This window comes from Flavobacterium sp. NLM, assembly GCF_002210235.1.
In the GTDB taxonomy this organism is placed as follows: Bacteria; Bacteroidota; Bacteroidia; order Flavobacteriales; family Flavobacteriaceae; genus Flavobacterium; species Flavobacterium panici.
Map to the genome: position 1 here is coordinate 342,931 of NZ_LIAC01000002.1, position 18,914 is coordinate 361,844.

Consider the following 18,914-nt stretch of genomic DNA (forward strand, 5'->3'; position numbering starts at 1 on the left):
GACGCAAAGGTTTTTCTGTAGAGACGCACAGCAGTGCGTCTACGTTCCAAATGTCCATACTGTGTGTTAGACGCACTGCTGTGCGTCTCTACGGTAAAAAATGGTTGTAAAAAAATGATAATAATATCAATACAAAGCATATTGTAGAGACGCACAGCAGTGCGTCTACGCTCCAATTGTCTATACTGTGTGTTAGACGCACTGCTGTGCGTCTCTACGGAGAAACTTTGCGGAGTTTCGAGCGTGGGCTTCGACTTCGCTCAGCTTCACAAAACGGTGTAAAAATTAGATTAGAATAAAAAACATATTTATGATAAAACATAAAAACATATTTCAAAAAATTATAATTGCATTATTGTTTTCAGTATCAATTTTTGCACAAAAACAAGCCAGAATTGTAGAGGATTTCAATAAAAACTGGAACTTCAAATTAGGTGATTATCCTGAAGCAGTCAATGCTAATTATAATGTGTCAGATTGGAGAACTCTTCAACTGCCGCACGACTGGAGCATTGAAGGTACTTTTGACAAAGACAGCAAAACCAAACAAGCGCAAGGCTTTTTACCTGCGGGAAAAGGATGGTATCGTAAAGTTTTTACTATTCCAGCGAGTTGGAAAAGCAAAACGATTTCGATTGAATTTGACGGTGTTTTTAAGAATAGCGAAGTTTTCATTAATGGAAAATCATTAGGAATTCGTCCGAATGGTTATATCTCTTTTAGTTATGATTTGTCTCCGTATTTAAATTATGGACAAGCCAATACTATTGCTGTCAAAGTTGATAATGATGCTCAGCCAAACTCAAGATGGTATACAGGTTCTGGGATTTACAGAAATGTGAGATTGGTGACAAATGAAAAACTGCATGTAGGGAAGTGGGGGACTTTTATAACTACGCCTGAAGTTTCAACAAAGAAATCAAAAGTGCATTTAGAAGTTACAATTGATAATGATAACGATACCGCCAGAGAATTTACATTGGTCACTTCTATTTTAGATGCTAAGAATAAAGAAGTAGCTAATAAGGTTTCTACAGAGAAAATTGAAGCTAAAACATTTGAAACGAAGGTACATAATCTTGATGTTCTAAAACCACAATTATGGAATACTGAAAACCCGTATTTGTATAAAGTAATCACAAAAATCTACGAGAAATCTGTACTAGTCGATAATTATGAAACACCGCTTGGATTTAGATTTTTCAATTTTGATTCAGAAAAAGGATTTTCTTTAAATGGAAAACCAACAAAAATATTAGGAGTTTGCCTGCACCATGATAATGGTGCTTTGGGTTCGGTAGAAAATATTCATGCTGTTCGAAGAAAACTGACTTTGATGAAAGAAATGGGAGCAAACGCAATCAGAATGTCACATAATCCGCATTCGTTGGAAATGATGCAATTGTGCGACGAAATGGGTTTCATTGTTCAGGACGAAGCTTTTGATGTTTGGAAAAAGAAAAAAGTAACCAACGATTACCATAAAGATTGGGATGCCTGGCACAAACAAGATTTAGTAGATTTTATTAAAAGAGACCGAAACCATCCATCGGTGATGATGTGGAGTATTGGTAACGAAATCAGGGAACAATTTGATTCTACTGGAATTGCGATTACAAGAGAATTAGCTAAAATTGTAAAATCTTTAGACACAACACGTCCTGTAACTTCGGCTTTGACCGAAAATATTATTGAGAAGAATTTTATTTATCAATCGGGAGCTTTGGATCTTTTAGGATTTAATTATAAACACGAAGATTATAAAGATTTTCCGGAACGTTTTAAAGGACAAAAAATATTGGCATCTGAAAGTGTTTCGGCTTTGGAAACGCGAGGGCATTATGATTTCCCAGACGGAATTAAAGCATGGCCAACAAAACACGGCGCTCCGTTTGACGGAAATCCAGATTGGACTGTTTCGGCTTACGATCAGGTGAAATCGTATTGGGGCGCAACACATGAGGAAAACTGGAAAACAATCAAAAAACAGGATTTCATGGCAGGAACTTTTATCTGGACTGGATTTGATTATATCGGAGAACCTGATCCATATCCGTATCCGGCAAGAAGTTCTTATTTCGGAATTGTTGATTTAGCGGGACTTCCAAAAGATGTATATTATATGTACCAAAGCGAATGGTCAACAAAACCTGTTTTGCATATTTTCCCACATTGGAACTGGAAAAAAGATCAGGAAGTTGATGTTTGGGCGTATTACAATAATGCTGATGAAGTGGAATTATTCTTAAACGGAAAATCTCTCGGCATAAAATCAAAACAAAATGATGATCTGCATATTTCATGGAAAGTAAAATTTGAACCGGGAACGTTAAAAGCAATTTCAAGAAAGAACGGAAAAGTTGTTTTAGAAAAGGAAATCCACACAGCCGGAGAAGCTTCAAAAATAGATTTAAAAGCAGATAAAACTATTATCAAAAATGACACTTATGATTTGGTTTATGTAACGGTTTCAATAGTTGATGCAGCTGGAAACTTATTACCAAACGCTGCAGATTTAATCAATTTTGAAGTGACTGGCGGAGGAAAATTAGTTGGAGTCGATAATGGTTATCAAGCTAATTTAGATTCTTTTAAAGCGAATTCCTGCAAGCTTTTCAGTGGAAAATGTATTGCGATAATTCAATCGAATGGGAGGAAAGAAAATATTCAATTGAAAGCAACGACAGCTGGTTTACAAGCTTCTGTAATTGAGGTAAAAGTAAAGTAAATTCATCTCTCGCAAAGTCGCAGAGCCGCAAAGTTTTTTTGAACCATATAAGTTATATAACTTATATGGTTTATTTTTATGAAGCTTGAATAAAATTAGGCTTGCTATTTTTGTAGAATAAAACTTATATTAGCATTTGAAAATAATATAAAAGCCATCAAATGATTTGCACTATTTATTCACATCATTTAGGAATTCAAAAGATAAAAGAAATATTTCTATCTCATGTGCCTAAAGGAACTTTTTCAGCAACTAGTGAGTTTCTGGATTTTGAAATTAAAGGAGGAATATTAAGTCCTTCAAAAACAATAAGAATTTCTTATAGACAAAGGGCAGTTCCATCGTATAAAATTCCTGAACTTGATGATTCCGATTTAACTGCCAATCTGAAAGGATTATATGGATTTGTAAATTCACTGCCAACTGTAAATGAAAAAGTAAAAGGTTTATTTCTTCATAAAATACAAACTCTAAATTCTGAATTTTCAATTAGTCAGGAAAAAGGGGAGGTTAAAGAATTAAAAGCAATTTTAGCAGAAATTGCAAAAGAGTTTGATGCAATTGTATTTGTTGAGCCAGATGCTATTATCAGTAAATCGGATTCACAGCATTTTTTAGATAAAAATCTAAACCTGATTATTGATACAAACGGTAATTGTGAAATTGATGATTTGGGAGTAAGTATAAACTCTGAATATTTTGATGATGATCAGAGTCAATTAGACGAAGATCAAATAGCGAGAAAAGAAAAAAGCGAAAAAATCCTTGAAAAAGAAAATATAAAGATCAATATACATTTGCCATGCATTGAGTCTGAAAGTGAAACTACACTTAGAACACCTAAAGAAATTGCAGAAAGAGTCAGTGTATTGGCTATAACGAACTTAGTTGCATTTAATACTATTTCTGCTGAAGAAGCAGTTGAATATTTGCAGCATAATAAGCTTTGGGATTTTACGACCGATGGAGAAAAAGAATTTCTTGCCGATCCTACCGAGGACAGAAAAATGTATGAAACATGGAAATGCGAAGGAATTTGGACTTTAATGTGGGCTTTGAATAAAGTTGAAAATTTAGATTTTCCGAGTGAATTTTGCAATCTGGAAAATATCAATTCTGATGATTATCCTGTTGGGAAAGATAAAGATCTTTTTGATTTTATTAATTCGATAAATTCAACACGAACGAAAAGCGAAATTTTAGATGCTGCCGATTTATATTACCGTTATAATTGGGCTTGTGTTGATGCAAGAATTAACGGAAAACAAATTGAAGCAATAAATCCGGGAATTGTTTATGAAAGGCAATATGCCCTAAACTGGCTTATAAACTATATGGATCAGGATTGGGATGATGTTACCTGCGATACTTAATAAGAATTAAAAATCAGCAATTATTTTATAACTGAATCTACAGGCTTAGCTAATATAAAATTTGGCTAAAGCCTTTTTGCATGACTTTATATATTTCCTCCAGCTAAAGCAGGAGGCAATTAAAAACTTTGCGACTTAGCTCCCGATGGCTATCGGGATTGCGAGATTAAAACATTACAAGCTTAACTCATAACTCACAATTTATAATTCATAATTAAACTTATAACTTGTAAGCAAAATTCTTAGACTTGATCACTTTTCCATTATCATTAATCATTACACAGCTGTATTCAGAGAATTTTTGAAGTAAAAGCAAACCTTCCTTTTGGCCTAAAACCATTAAAGAAGTGCTTAATCCGTTTGCGGTTTCGGCATTGGGACCAAAGACTGTCACACTGCATAAACCAGTTGCAGGATATCCGGTTGCAGGATTTATAATGTGAGAATATCGTTTTCCGTTAAAAACAACGAATTTTTCATAACTGCCGGATGTTGTTACAGCACCTTGATTTAGTGGAACAACAGCCAAAACTTTTTCAGGTTTAAACGGGTTTGTAATTCCTATTTTCCAAGGCTGTCCGTTGGGTTGTTTTCCCCAAGTGCTCATATCTCCAGAACCGTTTATAATTCCGGCTTGAATGCCTTTTGCAATCATCATCGCTCGGCATTTATCAGTTGCGTAACCTTCGCCCAGAGCGCCAAAACCAATTTTCATTCCTTTTAACTTTAGGAAGATTGTCGATTCAACGCTGTCCAGAATAATATTTTTATAGCCCACTTTCTCCACCGATTTTTTTATGGCTTCCGCCGAAGGCATTTCGGTCATCGATTCGTCAAATTTCCAGATTCTGTCCATAGCGGCAAAACTAACGTCAAAACTGCCGTTTGTAATTCCCGATAATTTTATGGCTCTTTGCGTAAGTTCAAAAACTTCACGATCGACTTTTATGGGTTTTATTCCGGCATTTTGATTGACTTGAGAAACTTGTGAATCTGGTTTCCAATCAGAGATTAAATTTTCAATTCGGGTAATTTCGGCAATAACTTCGTTGATATTTTGTTCGGCAGTTAAAGAATCTTTGGCAACAATACTAATATCAAAACGTCCGCCCATAAGTAAAGTCGTTCTTTTTCGTAATATTTGCGAATGCGCTGATAAACAACAGCTAATTGCAAAAAGACATAAAACTTTATTTAGGAAAGATATCTTTGTCATCATTTTATTAATAGCAATCGGTTAATAATTGCCCATTTTCTTTATATTCTAAGAGACTTTTAGTTCTATTAGCTAGACACAATTCATCCAGAATTGTTTCAACATCCTTTTGCATCGCAAGAGATCCGCAAATCATAATAACGCCGCCTTGTTTCAATAAATCAATAAAAAAAGCAGTATCTCTTTTTATCAAATCCATTACATAAATATGTTCGGCTTCGCGCGATAAAGCAATGTGAAAATTATCCAAATGTTCTTTTTGAATCATTATTCCAGCAAACTTTTTATAAGCCTGAAGGGTTGGCGTTTCCATTCTAAATCCGCTGTAAAGGTGTATTTCTTTCTTAGCACTATTTTGTTCGATCATTCCTAAGAAAGGAGCAATTCCGGTTCCGTTTGAAATAAAAGCCACTTTTTGAGCTTTATTAGGAAAATGAAAGGCTCTGTTATTAATAATTCTGGCTTTGATTGTATCTCCAATTTCTAAATTATTTAAAAATCCAGAACCTAATCCGTTTGGATGCAGTTTTACAACCAATTGCACATTTCCGGAATGATTTCCGATAGAATAAAGGCGTTCTCTTGAATCATTCGCCGGATAAATAGCCAGTAAATCACCCGAAGCAAATTTAGTTCGGCTACTGGCACGTAAAGTCAATATAAAAGTATGTTCGGTATCAGAAATTGGAGTTTTGTCTAAAACCATTAATTTCTGCAAACCTTTTGGAACATGATTGTATAAAGATGGAGTAGTGGCAAGTGGAATTTCGGCTTTGGCACTCCATAATTTTATCCATTCTACAAATTCTATTGCCGATTTATCGTTAACAGTACGTAAATCTAAAAAGCGTTCTGCCCAATTTTGAGTTTCTAAAAATTGGTCAATTTCAATTGCAAATTGGCAGAAATCAGGATATGATTTGGATCCGAAACCAACGACAGAGAATTTAATTTTTTGTTCCTGATTTTGTTTCTGTAAAAGCGCTTTAAATTTTGTTCCGTTAGATGGTGCATCGCCTAAACCGTGTGTTGATGAAAAAACAATAATATGTTCTGCTTTCGGGTAAACCGAAAAACTATTTAATTCCGCAATAAAAGCTTTTTTTCCGTGTCCGATTAATTGTTTCAAAATAGCATTGGCAAATCGAAAAGAACTTCCGTTTTCAGAACCAACTAAAAGAATGTACTTGCTTTCATTGGCTTTGAATTTATTTTTAATTCGGCTTGATCTTCTTTTTAAAGTAATAGCAAAACCAGAATAAATAAAGAAAAGGATATTGATACAGGCAATAGCCAAAATAACGGCCCAAATTCCGTTAATTCTTCCCGTATGAAGGTCAAGGCTTAAAGCGGCAAACTGAATTGTCTTTGGTGAAAGCTTTTCAGAAATCAAAGTTCCATCAACCTGATTGACTTCAATTTCACGATCTTTAAGTTCAATGATATAATATTCTTCAGGATCATCGGTAAAAGGAAAGTCGATTTTTTTTACGTCAGACAGCAATATAGTTTTAAATACTGAAGTTTTTTTGGCTTCCGCCGAAAGCTCTGTTTTTACTGGTTTCGGTTTTTCTTCGCCCATAAAAAAGTTGAATCTTTCGAGCGATAAATACGTTCCGGTAAGTGCAATAATAAAAATCGGAATTAAAGCCAGACGTCCTAAAAGAACATGATAATATTGAGCAAAATATTCTTTAATGACTTTCGAAAAGAAATTACGGATTCCTCTTTGTCTTTTTAAAACCAATACAAAACCCGAAATGGAAATCAACAGTAAACAAAAAGAGATTACGCCCACAAAAAATCGTCCGGTTTCATGAAGAAAAAGCGAACGGTGAAAACCGGTAACCCATTGAATAAATTCGCTTTTTTTTTCAGGCTTTCCTAATGTTTTTCCAGTTTTGGGATCGATGTAAGCATTAATGTCATTTCCGTCTGCATCAATTGCCTGCAGCGTTACAAACTGATTATGATCGACACTTAATTCTGTAATTTCTGAATACTCTTTTTTCAATATTGGCAATGTTTCCCCCAACGTTATTTTATCAAAATTGGCAGCTTTATACGGAAGTGTTTTTTCCTGTACGGCATCGACAGCCAGAATGATTCCGGTAACAGATGCTAAAAGCAGAAATATCGAAGAAAATAAGGCTAAAGCCAAATGTGCGTAACGCCAGAAAGAAAGAGTCATTTAGTGTATTCTAGAAATGTAATAAAATATTTAAAGCTTTGCCAAAATTAAAAACTTTGACAAAGCCTGAATTCAAGTTTAAGCAGAAAAAATAAAATTCATGCTTATTATGAGGTTAAGAAATAATTACTAAAAATTATATTTTGTTTAGTCGTACATATTTGATGTAACCTTTTCCGTCTGTTTTATCAGCAAGACCTTCTGTTGAAAGCGGAATTTCAAGATCGCTTACGTAATATTTTTGATCTTCAACAGCAGTTTCAAAACGTAATTTGTAACCTTTATTAATTTTCGAATCTTCGATTTCTATTGTGGTTACGCTACGATCACCGCCTGTTACAGATGCGCCTGTTTTTGCACTGATGTCTTCTCCTTTTTGAGCGTGAAATTTATTCCATTCTTTTAAAGATTTGTACCATTTTTTGTCATCGCCCATTACATAAAGCGTTTTTTCGTATGCGCCTGTTGGGTTAATAAGCGAAACTACGATATAGGCACCTTCTCCCATATAATTTGTCATTTGAAGCATGCATTTGTATTTGCTTGATTGTGCATTTGCTTGTAAAGAAACAAGAAGGATAAGAGCGCTTGTAAGTGCAATTTTGAATATTGATTTCATTTTTTAATTGGAATTTGGAATTTTATTTTTGGAATTTTATGACTTATTTTAAAAAGTCAATTGATACGTTATTTTTTGTAAGCAGTTCATTTTCTTTAGCCAGGGCATAAGCTGTTTCATCAAATTCTGTGTTGATGTCTTTTTTTGCTCCGGCAGAAATAAGATATTTTAAAACTACATCATCTTTAGACGTCATTGCTGCTCTGTGCAAAGCTGTTAAGCCATCTTTGTTTTTAGCATTTATATCTACTTTTAAATCCGTTATTTTTTTAAGAAGTGTAATGTTATTTTTTGTAATTGCGAAATGGTATAAAGTATTTCCGTCTTTTTGAGTAGCTGCTAAGTTTAATCCTTTGTCCTGAAGTAATTTAGCTTTTGCATCAAAAGGATCAGCAGTCGTTTCTTTTCCGGCAGGTTTGTATGATTGAACCAAATAAACACCTAAATTATTTCCGTCTTTATCTTTTACATTCACATCGGCACCTTTGTTTAAAAGTAAAGCTACAGCTTCTGGAGTTCCAGTTCGTACTGCGTTTGTCAAAGCCGATTCTCCTTTTAAGTTTTGGCCATTAACGTTTTTTGTAACTGGAAGTAAAATTTCTAAAACCGCAGTTTCTTTAGCCGAAGCTGAAGCCATCAAAGGTATATTTCCTTCTTTATCAGCTTTATTAGCATCAGTACCTTTGCTTAAAAAGTATGTAACAATTTCAGCCTGATTTGGTTTTCCAGCTAAAATATGCAGTACATTTTGACCTGCTTTATTTTGTGCATTTGCTTTTAGTTTTACTTCTTCAACTAAATATTTATAAGTCTCAATTGTATTTGTTTCTCTGCGGCTTCCTTGTGCAGCAGTAAAAAGCGCGTTATCATTTGGTTTTATTCCTTTTTCAATAAGTTTTTTCAGGAAAGGAATGTTTCCAGATCGTGCAGCGTATGTAAAAGCAGTATTTCCGTCACTATCAACATCTTTAAGAGATAATCCTTTTGTAGAAAAATATTCAGCAGCTTTTAAATCTTTATCAGAAGAAATGGCCAAAAGCAATAAGTTTGCTCCGTTTGCATATTTTTTCTTCGGATCGATTCCGGCTTTAAAAAAAGCTTCATATAAAGCAGGATTTGCTTGTCCGTTTGAAGCAGCAAAATCTGCAGGAGCTGTACCGTGGCTGTCTTCAAAATTAACATCAGAACCTTTTTTAATTAAATATTCAACTAATTCTGTATTTCCTCTGTAAGCTGCCCAGTGTAAATATATACGATTATCATGCGTTAATTTTGTTATGGAATTTCCAGGCTGATCGATTAAGAATTTGATCGTTTCATTTGGAGCATCGTTGTTGATTGCCAGCGTAGTAACATCAAAAGCATTAATGTTAGCTTCTGCCGGATTGTTTCCTTTTGCTATTTCAGCTTTTACTGTTTCGACATTTGGAGATGTTTTCCAGAATGATGCCTCTAAAAGCGTATTTTTTTGCTGTGCATTAACAAATGAAACAGCTGCAAATGCTAAAGAAATAAAAAGATTCTTTTTCATATTTTGTTATGTTGTTTATTGGAGTTCTTGTTCCAAAAATTATAGATGAGATTAAAGTCTATTTAGAATAAATCAAAATAATGACAAATGTAAAGATTAATATTTTTATAGCAAGTTTTATTGCTTTTAAAAGTTTAATTCTAGTGTATTTTAATCTAATCCTAAGTTTTCGATTGTCTTTTCTCTGCAACAACTATTTTTTAAAATTTTAAGACAACGGTTTTAAATTTTGGTTTAATAAGTGTTTAATGTTTTTTATTATTTTAAATTTTATATATCTGAAAATTAGTTTGTTAATATTTTTAAAAGTAGAACATTTTCTAAGTTTCAGATTTTATTGTCTATCAGATGAAACTCTTTTAAGAGGAAATTTGACGTTTACTTTTGTTCAAATTTGAATCAAAAAAGTCCAAATTTGAATTTTGGATGTTAATAACTGTTTTTTTATTCTTCGTGTTTTTTTTAATTTTTGTGTTGACAACTCTATTTAGATTTAGTATAAATAACTGGTATTTGGGCAACTACGAAAAATTATGAGCCTGTTAATAAATTGTTTTTTTAATGGTTTTCAAACTAATTTTTTCCTGTTGATAATTGTTCGGATTTTTAACATCAAAACCTAGTCTAAAGGAGAATCGTGGGTTAATTTTGTAGGTATAGAAAACGCAGTTCCCTACCTCAAATCCTGTAATTTTCTATTCTTAATTAGTCACCGTTAAATACTATATACTATGTCTATATTTGATAAAAGAGTCAATTATAAACCTTTTGAATACCCGGAGGTTTTGCAATTTACAGAAGCGATAAATAAAGCGTATTGGGTTCATACAGAAGTTGATTTTACTGCTGATACTCAGGATTTTCATGCTCATTTAACAACCGCAGAAAAAACGGCTGTGAAGAATAGTTTACTGGCAATTGCACAGATTGAGGTAGCTGTAAAAAGTTTTTGGGGAAACATTTACGAGCACTTTCCAAAACCTGAATTTAATGGTTTAGGAACCACTTTTGCAGAGTGTGAATTCAGACATTCTGAAGCCTATTCCCGCCTTCTTGAAGTATTAGGTTATAACGATGAATTTGAAAAACTGCTGGACGTTCCAGTTATCCGCAGACGTGTCGATTATCTTTCGAATGTTTTAAAAGATACTCGTTCTCAGGACAATCGTAAATATATGGTTTCGCTGATTTTATTCAGTATTTTAATTGAAAACGTTTCGCTTTTCAGCCAGTTTGCTATTCTGCTTTCTTTTACAAGATTTAAAGGTTACATGAAAAATGTGAGCAATATTATTGCGTGGACTTCTATCGATGAGCAGATTCATGCTAATGGCGGAATTTTCATAATCAATAAAATCAGAGAAGAATTCCCGGATTATTTTGATGCTGATACTTTAGAGTTAATTAGAGAAACGGTTAAGGATTCTATTGCAGTCGAATCAGACATATTAGACTGGATATTTGAAGAAGGTGAAATTGAAAGTATTAAAAAAGGTGATTTAGTGAATTTTATGAAATTTAGACTTGACGAAAGCTTAAAACAAATTGGAATTCCTACCATATTCAACGTTAATATTGAAGATTATAAAGCTTTGGCCTGGTTTGAAGAAGAAGTTTTTGCAAACAGTCTGGATGATTTTTTTGCAAAACGTCCTGTAGAATATACCAAACACGATAAAAGTATTACGGCAAACGATCTTTTCTAATAGCAAAACAGTATGAGTACAATAGATACAAATGAAGTAAATAGTCTTCCGCAAAATGAAGCAGGAACCAAAATGTGGTGGAAGAACTCTGAGAGTGAACAAATTTTAAACCGCGGTTATCTTTTAAAAGGAGAAACGGTAGAAGGTGCAATTGACAGAATTTGTACGGCTGCCGCAAGAAGATTGTATAAACCGGAATTAAAAGAATCTTTTGTAGAAATGATCGAACGCGGCTGGATGAGTATCAGCTCGCCGGTTTGGGCAAATATGGGAACCGAAAGAGGTTTGCCTATTTCTTGTTTTAACGTACACGTTCCGGATAAAATTGAAGGAATTACACATAAACTGGGCGAAGTGATCATGCAGACTAAAATAGGCGGTGGAACTTCTGGTTATTTTGGAGAATTGCGTGAACGCGGAAGTGCGGTAACGGATAACGGAAAGAGTAGTGGAGCGGTAAGTTTTATGAAACTTTTTGATACGGCTATGGACACGATTTCTCAAGGCGGAGTTCGTCGCGGTGCATTTGCTGCGTATTTGGATATCGATCACCCGGATATTGAAGAGTTTTTGAAAATTAAAAGTATTGGAAATCCAATCCAGAATTTGTTTACTGGAATTTGTGTTCCTGATTACTGGATGCAGGAAATGATTGACGGTGATAATGATAAAAGACAAATTTGGGCAAAGGTTTTAGAAAGCCGTCAGCAAAAAGGACTGCCTTATATCTTTTTCAGCGATAACGTAAATAAAAGCAAACCACAGGTTTATAAAGATCAAAACCTGAGAATCAATGCGAGTAATTTATGCAGTGAAATTATGCTTCCGTCAACTCAGGACGAATCTTTTATTTGTTGTTTATCATCTATGAATTTGGAACTTTACGAAGAATGGAAAGATACTGAAGCGGTAAAACTGGCTATCTTTTTCCTTGATGCGGTATTGCAGGAATTCATCGAAAAAACAGAAGGTAACTATTATCTTTCTGCAGCGAATAAATTTGCTAAAAGACACCGTGCTTTAGGTTTAGGCGTTTTAGGATGGCATTCTTATCTGCAAAAAAACATGATTCCGTTTGAAGGAATGGAAGCTAAATTGAAAACAACGGAAATTTTTAAACATATAAGCGATAAAGCTGATAAAGCAACCCAGGAATTAGCGAGAATTTATGGTGAACCAGAATTGCTAAAAGGTTACGGAAGACGTAATACGACAACAATGGCAATTGCGCCAACGACTTCATCATCAGCAATTTTAGGGCAGACTTCTCCGGGAATCGAACCTTTTAGCAGTAACTATTATAAAGCTGGTTTGAGTAAAGGTAATTTTATGCGTAAAAATAAATACCTAAAAAAACTGCTTGAAGAAAAAGGTCTGGATAATGAAGAAGTTTGGAGAGAAATTATGCTAAATGGCGGAAGTGTTCAGCATATGTCGCAGCTTTCTCAAACGGAAAAAGATGTTTTTAAAACTTTTAAAGAAATCAGTCAGCTGGAAATTGTACAGCAGGCAGGAATTCGTCAGAAATTTGTAGATCAGGGACAGAGTTTAAATCTTAATATTCCGGCTGAACTGCCAATTAAGGAAGTAAACCGTTTAATGATTGAAGCCTGGCAACTAGGTGTAAAAAGTTTGTATTACCAAAGAAGCCAAAGTGTTTCTAAAGAATTGGTAACAAGTTTGGTTACTTGCAGTAGTTGTGAATCGTAAAAAAGAAAAAAAGCCGAATCTTATTTTAGATTCGGCTTTTTTTATGTGTTTGAATTAAAGATATATGCCAATAAATGCAGTATTCTTTTTAATAAGAATTTAATTTAGTTCTCATAAAATATTAATTTAGCAACCAGAAATTATCATCCAAAACAAATAAATACCCGCAGTAAATGGAAAATATCACAGTAATTATAATGTTACTTTTTGGCGTAGCTTTTCTTAGTTTAGTAAGTAAAAGGTATAATTTTCCAATTCCTATTGTACTTGTACTTTGTGGTGTAATTATTAGTGTTGTGCCGGGATTGCCGGTTATTGCGCTGAGTCCTGAGGTTGTTTTTATTATATTTCTTCCGCCGCTTTTGTATCACGCTGCATGGCATACAAGCTGGTCTGATTTTAAACAAACAATCCGCCCGATAACTTTGGCGGCTGTTGGTTTGGTTTTTTTCACTACAGGATTGGTTGCTGTTGTGGCACACTGGCTTATAGATGATATTTCCTGGCCGTTAGCATTTTTACTTGGTGCTATTGTTTCGCCTCCCGATGCAGTTTCTGCGACGTCTATTACTAAAGGTTTAGGTCTGCATCCAAGATTAATTGCCATTCTTGAAGGAGAGAGTTTAGTGAATGATGCCAGCGGTCTTGTGGCGTATAAATATGCTTTAACTGCCATTACAGCTGGAAACTTCGTTTTATGGCAGGCGGGATTAAACTTTGTTTTAATGTCGGTTTTAGGGATTGCAATAGGTTTGGCTGTTGGTTTTATAATGTATTATATCCATAAAAGATTTGTTTGTGATGACATTATTGAGGTAACACTTACGTTATTGACTCCTTTTTCATCTTATTTAATTGCGGAGCATTTCCATGGTTCCGGAGTTCTCGCAGTAGTGGCTACAGGACTTTTTTTGGCCGCAAGATCTGGTACTATTTTTTCGCATGAAAGCCGAATCATGACCAATACAATATGGGATGTTTTGAGTAATATTTTAAATGGTTTAATCTTCATTTTAATTGGATTGCAATTGAGACAGATTATTGAAGGGATCAGTAATTATTCTGGAGATTCGTTATTTATTTGGGGAGCTGTAATTAGTATTGTTGTAATTGTTGTTCGCTTTTTATGGGTAGTTCCTGCAACGATGATTCCGAGGATGCTCAGTAAAAAAATCCGAATGAAGGAAGAATTTGATTATCGAAACATGATTGTTTTCGGGTGGTCGGGAATGCGCGGCGTGGTTTCAATGGCTGCGGCTTTGGCATTGCCGTTAATGTTGAATAAAACGGAGGAATTTCCGCTTCGTAACCTGATTATTTATTTGGTTTTTTGTGTGATTCTTTCGACTTTGGTCATTCAGGGACTTACGCTTCCGTGGTTAATTAAAAAACTTAAAATTGAGCGCTATTCTATTTTGGCTGAAGAATATGATGTCCGAAATATTATTGTTTCTGAAACCATTGCGCATATCGAAGATAATTTATCGCTGCTTGATGATGAATTGCTTCATAATATTAAAAGTAAATATGAAGTAAAATTTAATCGTTTGCAGAAAACCGAACTTCCAGCCAACTTTTTTGGAAACGGAAAAGTATTTGGAAATGAAATTTTTAATGATTTTACCAAAATTCAAATTGATCTATTGAATGTAGAACGTAGTAAACTCGAAGTTATGCATAAAGCGGGTTCCGTAAACGAAGAGATTTTTAGAAAAATAGAAAAAGAACTTGATCTTGAAGAAACACGTCTTTGGATGGAAATGTATGAGGAATAGATTTTAAATAAGCAGTAAATCTTATTTGACTTGAATTTTGTTTAGATCGTTTTTTGCCGGACCGTTTATAACGGTTCCGTCGGCGGCAAATCTTGAACCGTGGCAAGGACAGTCAAATGATTTTTCATCGGGATTCCACTGAACAATACAGCCTAAATGTGGGCAGACTGCAGAAAAAGCCTGCAGCGTATTATCATAATCCCGATAGGCGGCAATCTTTTTTAATCCAAGAGAGAGAATCCCACCTTCGCCGGCTTTTAAGTCTGCTGTATTATTTATATCAGATGCGGTAATCCAATCCAGATACTGTGCTGCCATATTTCCGGCTTCTTTCATAAAATCTCCTAAGGCTTTAAAAGTGATTCGGGATGGATTGTATAAATCTTCCCATTTGTTTTTAATTCCCAAAATTTGATCTGTAATAATCATGGCGCCAATTGTGGCGTGTGTCATACCATTTCCAGAATCCCCAGTGATAATATATATGTTTTCATCGCCGGGATTTTTACCCATAAACCCTAAAGAATCAAAAGGTTCCATAACCTGTCCAGACCATTTATAACTAATTTCGTCCAGCATTGGAAAATATTTTCTGGTCCAGATTTCCAGCTTTTCATATCTTGATAATGCAGATATTCCTTCTTCATCTTCTTGCCCGGTTTTATGATCTTCTCCGCCTGAAATCAGCAAATCGTATTGATCATCAAATTTTTCTAAACGAACATAATGATAGGGCTGCGAAACCCATTTTGATTCCATATCGCCCGTGTCCCACCATAGGGAATAGGGTATGACTCCTTTTGGAATTTTTCCGGCAATAACATAAGTTCTGTAAGCGTGCTGTTTGGTATGCATGGTTAAAACATCGTTGACCGGCGTGTTGGTTGCCACAACAATGTGTTTTGCAGTAAAATTGAAACCATTTACTGAAGCTCCTTCTTTTGTAATACTGTCTGCATGTGCTTCAGTGAAAATGGTTCCACCGAGTGCTGTAACAGCTTCGGCAAGTCCTTTTAAATAATGTAAAACATGAAACTGTCCCTGATTTCTAAATTCAATAGATCTTTGGTTTTGAGTTCCGTCTAAATATGGTGTATTGTTTAATAGTGAGGTTTGGAGTCCGGCATCTTTTGATGCCTGAAATTCTTTGTCGAGATTTTCTTCTTTATCGCTTGGATGAAGAAATAAATAACCCTTTACTCTTTTAAAATCGCAGTCTATATTTAATGTAGTAACTATTTTTTCAATTTCATCAATTGCTGCGGTATGGCTTTCAGCTGCAAGGTGAGCATTTTCTTTGCCAAATGTATTTTCAAGATAGTAATATCTGTCATCGAGTGCGCAGGTTAAATGTGCTGTAGTTCTTCCGGTTTCGCCGCTTCCTATAAATCCATCTTCGACTAAAACTACTTTTTTTCCTGCTTTTAAAAGTTTATATGCAGTTGTTAAGCCGGCAATTCCGCCGCCAATGATTAGTACTTCAGTTGAAATATCCTCACTTGGTTTATCAAAAGACAAAATTGGAGTTGTATCGATCCAAAAGGAAACATTATCGCCAGAAGTTATACTTCCTTCATTTAGGTTATCTGAATTATTCATATTGTAGTTTTAAATAAATGAAAATCATATAAGTAAACTCAAAGCTACAAGGAAGAATAAAAAAGAGGCTTACATTTTTATTGTCAATATTTTATAGTATTTCCAGTCAGAATAGGAGTAAGTCAAAATTTCAGTATTAAAAAAATATTTTTTAAATTAAACTCCGGTTTCCATGTTGGGAGCATCTACGGGTTTTGATTGAGAAGAGCCAATTTGGCGTAGGTATATAGATAATATCACGATAGCAAATACCGATAGAAATTCGCTCTGCCAATTTTGAAAGGATTCAAACCAAAATCTTGAATTTTTTATAAAGGAGGAAATCGTTTCTAATTGTTTTCCTTCCAAAAGTAATTTTTCATTTTCGTCTTTAAGACTTCCATAAAAATGAAGTATTAATGAAATAAGAAATAGTAACAATAGTGAAACTGATAGGGAATGTTTGTATAGTGTCAAAATAAAGCCTCCTTTTTTAACGGGCCACGGAGCATTTTTTCGGTTAGGATCTGGTTCCCGGTCTACTTCTTCTTTTTGATTAATTTTTTTTGATTCTGATGACCCTTTTTGTTTTAAGAAGATAGTTAATACAACAAAAAGACCCATTTGAAGAAATTCACTTTCCCAGTTTTCAAAAGTAGATTCAATGAAATGTCCTGATAAAAGATACGAGCTCAGACTTATTATTTTTCCTCCTTCGCTAATAAGTTCTTTATTGTGTTCTTCAAAACCAAATAAAATCTGACCAATTAAAGTTCCTCCAAATAGTATCAAAAAGCAGATACTTAAACCATTATTGCGAAAATAAGTTTTCATTTTATTATTGTTTCTACAAATTTCACAAAATCAGCGTTTATGCAGTTATATAATTAAATTTTCAATTTATACATTTTGCATTGTATAACAATAATTTAACACATTTCTTTGATTCATATAAAGGATAGCAGAAATTATGTAATAGTTTTGATATTCAGAAAGTTAAATTTGAAATATTAAAATGAATGCAAACAGAAAAAAATATAATTATGAAAACGATATTAAAAATTAAAATTGCAATGTTGGTTCTGTTAACGGGATTAGCATTTTCTTGTAAAAAGAATGAACCAACGATAGAGTCTCAAAGCAGTATAGATTCGACTGAAGCTATTATTGATACTGTAGGACCAGATGTTGATACAGTTACAAATGATACGGTTAGAACTATTACTACAGATTCTGTTAAGAAATAGAATATAAATAGCAATCTAAATTAGAAAAACCTGTAATGGATTAGTCCGTTACAGGTTTTTGTTGTTTATAATGATTATAAGTTTTTTTTAATAGTCAAAACTGTATTTTTGGGCATAAAAAACAAATTTATGAAAATGACAAACTTTATTAAAATTTTATCTTTTACTTTATTGATAGTATGTATTGTGAGCTGCAGTGTTCATAACTCTTCTTCATCATCAGGAAAAATTCCTCCTGGACAGGCTAAAAAAGCGTCTGGAAGTAAAAGTGCAAAAGCTTATGCTCCGGGTCAGCAAAAGAAGAGAAGATAATTGCTCTGGATTTATTTATAAAACAAAAAAAGCTATTCAATACTGAATAGCTTTTTTTAATTGGTCAAAAATTATTATCGCAATGCAAATCTTAATTTAAGACCGTATGAAACAAGTCTGGCACTGCTGCTTAAAGGAGAATTAAGTAAGGTATCATATCCTAATTGTACGGGTTGTTGAGCATTGTATATAACAATTTGCCCGTTTCCGGTTTTGTCATAGATATTATTTAGACCATACTCAAAATAGGCACCAATATAAAAAGAATTTCTAGTTCCTAATTCTTGTTTTAAACCAGTTTCAAAAGTGGCTGAATAAGAAACTTCTGTATTAAGATCTTGTTTACCGGTTACTAAATCATTTGTACTTGCAAAACCTGCAAAAGCCGGACTAAACAATTCTACATTGTATTGTGGATAGTAACCGCTTGTAGTTAGATTTTGAAAAGTTGTTTGGTAACTTCCGCTTGACGCGAAACCAATTTTAGCCCCCGCAGCGACATATAATTTAGATGTTCCCGGAGTTTCAAATTGAACATTAATTGGCACATTGATATAAGCCAGTTTTTGTTCTTCTCTCACATTTGTACCTTTGTATCTAAATTGAAAATTCTCATTTTCAGCGTCAGTAGCAGCGTATGCTCCTGCAAAGAAATTATATTTTAAATCTGAATTGTAGGTTTGATATTCAACTCCAATTCCTAAGCTTAAACTTTCGCTTAAATAATAAGAATAACGAAGACCTGCATTAACGCCAATCCCCGGTACTGTTTTTCCGGAAGAATTAGCATCGATATAAGAAAATGGCCCTCCCAAAGAAATCGAAAATTCTTGTTTTTTATCCTGGCCATAACTATTTAAAGACGCTGCTAAAAATGCCGTGAAAATGGCAATGGATGTGATATAGCTGTAAATATTTTTTTTCATCT

At 33.9% G+C, this 18,914-nt stretch carries 14 protein-coding genes; 7 read left to right on the plus strand and 7 right to left on the minus strand.

All coding sequences use genetic code 11. The annotated features are described in order from the left end of the window. Positions 1-310: 310 nt before the first annotated feature. Both APR43_RS03435 and APR43_RS03440 read left to right on the plus strand, forming a co-directional pair. Positions 311-2,728 (plus strand): sugar-binding domain-containing protein, encoded by a 2,418-nt coding sequence (locus APR43_RS03435; protein WP_053471852.1) that lies wholly within the window; start codon positions 311-313, stop codon positions 2,726-2,728. A 161-nt stretch (positions 2,729-2,889) separates the two neighbouring features. Next, a complete protein-coding gene (locus tag APR43_RS03440; RefSeq protein ID WP_053471851.1) occupies positions 2,890-4,101 on the plus strand; it encodes a DUF4272 domain-containing protein in 1,212 nt (403 codons plus the stop codon). A gap of 220 nt (positions 4,102-4,321) precedes the next feature. On the opposite strand, the gene APR43_RS03445 is transcribed toward APR43_RS03440, so the two are convergent. The 4 genes from APR43_RS03445 to APR43_RS03460 all read right to left on the minus strand — a co-directional run bounded on the left by APR43_RS03445 (position 4,322) and on the right by APR43_RS03460 (position 9,658). Beyond that, positions 4,322-5,317 (minus strand): FAD:protein FMN transferase, encoded by a 996-nt coding sequence (locus tag APR43_RS03445; protein WP_053471850.1) that lies wholly within the window; start codon positions 5,315-5,317, stop codon positions 4,322-4,324. 7 nt (positions 5,318-5,324) lie between these two features. Beyond that, on the minus strand, positions 5,325-7,508 hold the full coding sequence (locus APR43_RS03450) for a PepSY domain-containing protein (protein ID WP_053471849.1): 2,184 nt from the start codon (positions 7,506-7,508) through the stop codon (positions 5,325-5,327). Positions 7,509-7,644: 136 nt separating this feature from the next. Further along, positions 7,645-8,127 carry a DUF2271 domain-containing protein gene (locus tag APR43_RS03455; RefSeq protein ID WP_053471848.1) on the minus strand — a complete coding sequence of 161 codons (483 nt, stop codon included), beginning with the start codon at positions 8,125-8,127 and terminating at the stop codon, positions 7,645-7,647. A 43-nt stretch (positions 8,128-8,170) separates the two neighbouring features. Continuing rightward, positions 8,171-9,658 (minus strand): ankyrin repeat domain-containing protein, encoded by a 1,488-nt coding sequence (locus APR43_RS03460; RefSeq protein WP_053471847.1) that lies wholly within the window; start codon positions 9,656-9,658, stop codon positions 8,171-8,173. A gap of 731 nt (positions 9,659-10,389) precedes the next feature. Between APR43_RS03460 and APR43_RS03465 the strand changes: the two genes are divergently transcribed. From APR43_RS03465 to APR43_RS03475, 3 genes are all read left to right on the plus strand, one after another. Further along, positions 10,390-11,364: a ribonucleotide-diphosphate reductase subunit beta gene (locus APR43_RS03465; RefSeq protein ID WP_053471846.1), complete on the plus strand. Its 975-nt coding sequence runs from the start codon at positions 10,390-10,392 to the stop codon at positions 11,362-11,364. A 12-nt stretch (positions 11,365-11,376) separates the two neighbouring features. Beyond that, positions 11,377-13,074, plus strand: coding sequence for a ribonucleoside-diphosphate reductase subunit alpha (locus tag APR43_RS03470; protein ID WP_053471845.1), 1,698 nt, complete (start codon positions 11,377-11,379; stop codon positions 13,072-13,074). 173 nt (positions 13,075-13,247) lie between these two features. Continuing rightward, a complete protein-coding gene (locus APR43_RS03475; RefSeq protein WP_053471844.1) occupies positions 13,248-14,849 on the plus strand; it encodes a Na+/H+ antiporter in 1,602 nt (533 codons plus the stop codon). A 21-nt stretch (positions 14,850-14,870) separates the two neighbouring features. On the opposite strand, the gene APR43_RS03480 is transcribed toward APR43_RS03475, so the two are convergent. Further along, the gene (locus APR43_RS03480) at positions 14,871-16,448 is read right to left on the minus strand and encodes an FAD-dependent oxidoreductase (RefSeq protein ID WP_053471843.1); all 1,578 of its coding nucleotides are present in this window, start codon (positions 16,446-16,448) and stop codon (positions 14,871-14,873) included. Between the two features lie 156 nt (positions 16,449-16,604). Continuing rightward, on the minus strand, positions 16,605-17,261 hold the full coding sequence (locus tag APR43_RS03485) for a DUF6766 family protein (protein WP_053471842.1): 657 nt from the start codon (positions 17,259-17,261) through the stop codon (positions 16,605-16,607). A 209-nt stretch (positions 17,262-17,470) separates the two neighbouring features. Between APR43_RS03485 and APR43_RS03490 the strand changes: the two genes are divergently transcribed. Both APR43_RS03490 and APR43_RS03495 read left to right on the plus strand, forming a co-directional pair. Then, positions 17,471-17,674, plus strand: coding sequence for a hypothetical protein (locus APR43_RS03490; RefSeq protein ID WP_123924607.1), 204 nt, complete (start codon positions 17,471-17,473; stop codon positions 17,672-17,674). A gap of 129 nt (positions 17,675-17,803) precedes the next feature. Then, the gene (locus tag APR43_RS03495; protein WP_053471840.1) at positions 17,804-17,986 is read left to right on the plus strand and encodes a hypothetical protein; all 183 of its coding nucleotides are present in this window, start codon (positions 17,804-17,806) and stop codon (positions 17,984-17,986) included. A 74-nt stretch (positions 17,987-18,060) separates the two neighbouring features. Here APR43_RS03495 and APR43_RS03500 read toward each other — a convergent pair whose 3' ends face one another. Beyond that, on the minus strand, positions 18,061-18,912 hold the full coding sequence (locus tag APR43_RS03500; RefSeq protein WP_053471839.1) for an outer membrane beta-barrel protein: 852 nt from the start codon (positions 18,910-18,912) through the stop codon (positions 18,061-18,063). Positions 18,913-18,914 lie beyond the last annotated feature (2 nt).